Source organism: Winogradskyella sp. UBA3174, from assembly GCF_002364335.1.
Taxonomy (GTDB): Bacteria; Bacteroidota; Bacteroidia; order Flavobacteriales; family Flavobacteriaceae; genus Winogradskyella.
Genome location: NZ_DEXW01000049.1, coordinates 27,000 through 30,334 on the forward strand (window position 1 = coordinate 27,000; position 3,335 = coordinate 30,334).

Genomic DNA, 3,335 nt, shown 5'->3' on the forward strand with positions numbered 1-3,335 from the left:
ATAGTTGACTGGTCAACTAAATTAATCATAAAATGAATGCACTAAAAAAAGTAAGCAACGCGTCAAACAGATTTGCAAAAAATTGGGCAAATTTTGTTATTAAACATAAATGGAAAGTACTTATCGCTACAGTATTATTAGCTTTTGGTCTCGCCTCTCAAGGAAAAATGGAATTTGATGGTGATTACCATGTGTTTTTTAACCGATCTAATCCAGAATTAGAAGCCTTTGATGCGCTTCAGGAAAAATACACAAAGCTCGACAATGTTATTTTGGTTCTTTCACCTTCAAATGGTAATATATTTACTAAAGGAAACCTTTCGGCCATTGAAGCGCTAACTGCAGAATCTTGGAATACACCATACTCATCTCGCGTTGATGCTATTACCAACTTTCAGCATACAAGTGCCGAAGGCGACGATTTATATGTTGATGACTTATCTTATGAATCTGCTTTAAAAACGGCTGCCGAAATCGACGACATTAAAGTAATAGCTTTAAAGGAACCACTACTTGTAAATCGTATTATAAATAAAAAAGGAAGTGTTACCGCCATAAATATTACGGTAAGATTACCTGGAGAAGATAGTGCTGCAGAAATCCCTGAAGTAACCACTTTTGTGAGAGGTATGATAGCTGATTTTAAAGATGAACATCCAAATTTTGAAGTGCACACTTCTGGCTTAGTACCCCTAAATACAGCATTTTTTGAATCTTCTATGAACGATTTAAAGCTTACCGGTATTATGATTCTTCTAGTTCTTATTGTGACACTTATATTAACCAGAAGTATTTATAGTGCTCTAACAACGTTAGTTGTTGTTTTATTTTCAATTGTAAGTGCTGTAGGTTTTATAGGCATCATGGGTATCAAATTAACGCCTCCATCTGCAACATTTATGACTATGATTCTTACGCTTGCGGTTGCAGATAGTATTCACATTTTGGTCACTATGCTTCAAAAAATGCGCAAAGATGGTCTAAGTAAAATAGATGCGTTAGTAGAATCTATTAGACTCAATTTTATGCCCGTATTTATTACGAGTTTAACTACGGTTATTGGGTTTTTAACTATGAATTTTGGCGATGTCCCACCTTTTTGGGATTTAGGAAATATTACTGCTTTTGGAATGACAATGGCGTTTATTTTTTCAACCACGACATTACCGGCATTAATGGCAATTTTCCCAGTAAAAGCGAAAGCCAAACAAGAAACCATCAAAACTAGGAAAAACAGGTATGTTTCGTTTGGTGAATTTGTTGTAAAACAACCATTAAAACTAACACTTATTTCTGCTGTAATAATTGGTGTAATGACCTACATGGCCACAAAGAATGTATTTAATGATGAATTTATTAATTATTTTGATGAAAGTGTTGAATTTAGAACAGATACAGATTATATAAGCGATAACCTTACAGGAATTTATAATATAGAACTTTCTGTTGGAAGTGGAGAAAGTGGCGGAATTAATAATCCAGTATATCTTAAAAAACTTAATGCCTTTGAAGATTGGTTGAACCAGCAACCCGAAGTCGTGCATGTAAATGCTTTTAGTGAAGTTGCGCGCCGAGTTAATCGATCTATGCATGGCGACGATGAAAGTTTTTACAAAGTTCCAACCAACAGACAAGAAGCTGCTCAATATTTATTGTTATATGAATTGTCCTTGCCATTTGGTCTAGATTTAAACAATCAAATAAATGTCGATAAATCAGAAACTCGTGTTACAGTTACACTTAAAAACATTAGCAGCCCAGAAATTATTGCTTTTGCAAAACGCAGTGAAAATTGGTTAAAAGAAAATACACCCACAGAAATGCATGCTATTCCTGTGAGTCCTATGCTGATGTTTTCAAATCTAGGATTTAGACAAGCAGAAAGTATGTTTAACGGGAATATAATTGCGCTAATTTTAATTTCATTAGTTCTAATGCTTGCGTTACGGAACTTTAAATTGGGTCTATTAAGTATTATTCCAAATGTAACACCTGTACTTATTGGTTTTGGCTTATGGTGGCTCTATAAAGGCACGATTAACACCGGAATGGTCGTAGTTTTTGGGATGACCTTAGGTATTATTGTAGACGACACAGTACACTTCATGAGTAAATTTTTAAGAGCACAACGCGAATTAGGTTACAATGCCAAACAAGCTGTAATCTATGCTTTTGAAACTGTGGGAGAAGCTCTTGTAACGACAACCATTGTTTTGTTGGCAGGTTTCACTGTCCTTTCTACATCAGCATTTGCCTTAAACAGTTATATGGCAAGAATTACAGTAATTATCATATTGTCAGCATTAATAATCGACTTTATACTATTACCGTCATTACTCATTCTTACAAGTAAAAAGGACATAAAAAGCATTGATAAATAGTAACCGCAAATTAAACACAATAACAAATTTTAATATTTAACAAGATGAAAAAAATAATCTTAGCATTTGCCATTTTAGGCACACTCGGAATACATGCACAAACAGCAGAAGAACGCGGCTTAGAAATTGCAAAAGCAGCAGAACAAGCCGATTTAGGTTTCAATAGCTCTACTGTAGATTTAAAAATGACATTAAAAAACAAAAATGGTCAAACCAGCGAGCGCGATTTAACCACTAAAACTTTAGAATTAACAGAAGATGGAGACAAATCATTAATCGTCTTTAATAGCCCAAAAGACGTTAAAGGCACCGCTACACTTACGTTTACACACAAAACAGTTTCAGACGATCAATGGTTATTTTTACCTTCAATTAAAAGGGTGAAACGTATTTCATCTAACAATAAATCGGGTCCTTTTGTAGGTAGTGAGTTTGCATATGAAGATTTATCTTCACAAGAAGTTGAAAAATACACCTATAAATTTCTTAAAGAAAATGGCAGTCTTCTAATCGTAGAACAAGACCCATTAGATCCAAAATCCGGATATACAAAACGTGTTGTTACTTATAATAAAGATAAAGGCTATAGAGTGGAAAAAATAGATTTTTACGACCGTAAAGGTTCACTTTTAAAAACATTAACCTATAGTGATTACAAGCAGTATAAAAATAAATTTTGGAGAGCTGGCGTCTTTAATATGGTAAATGTACAGAGCAATAAAGAAACACGTCTAGAATTTACTAACTATAATTTTGAAGTGAATTTAGCTGACGAAGATTTCTCTCAAGTTGCTTTAAAAAGAGCAGGTAATTAATAACTCTTAAAAGAGTGGCGATACCGTTAACTATTTACTTTCATCTTTTAGTTAGTGTTGGTTAATAGCAATAGTTTTCGGTATTGCACTTTTAAATTATATCATCAATGAAAATGCAAAAAATAGTATTTCAACTGTT

General features: G+C 33.5%; 2 protein-coding genes. Both read left to right on the plus strand.

Annotated elements, in window-relative coordinates; all coding sequences use genetic code 11:
- Positions 1 to 32 precede the first annotated feature (32 nt).
- Complete coding sequence (locus tag B2U95_RS09475; protein ID WP_296315512.1) at positions 33 to 2,381, plus strand: efflux RND transporter permease subunit; 2,349 nt, start codon at positions 33 to 35, stop codon at positions 2,379 to 2,381.
- 44 nt (positions 2,382 to 2,425) lie between these two features.
- Positions 2,426 to 3,196: an outer membrane lipoprotein-sorting protein gene (locus B2U95_RS09480; protein WP_296315516.1), complete on the plus strand. Its 771-nt coding sequence runs from the start codon at positions 2,426 to 2,428 to the stop codon at positions 3,194 to 3,196.
- Positions 3,197 to 3,335 lie beyond the last annotated feature (139 nt).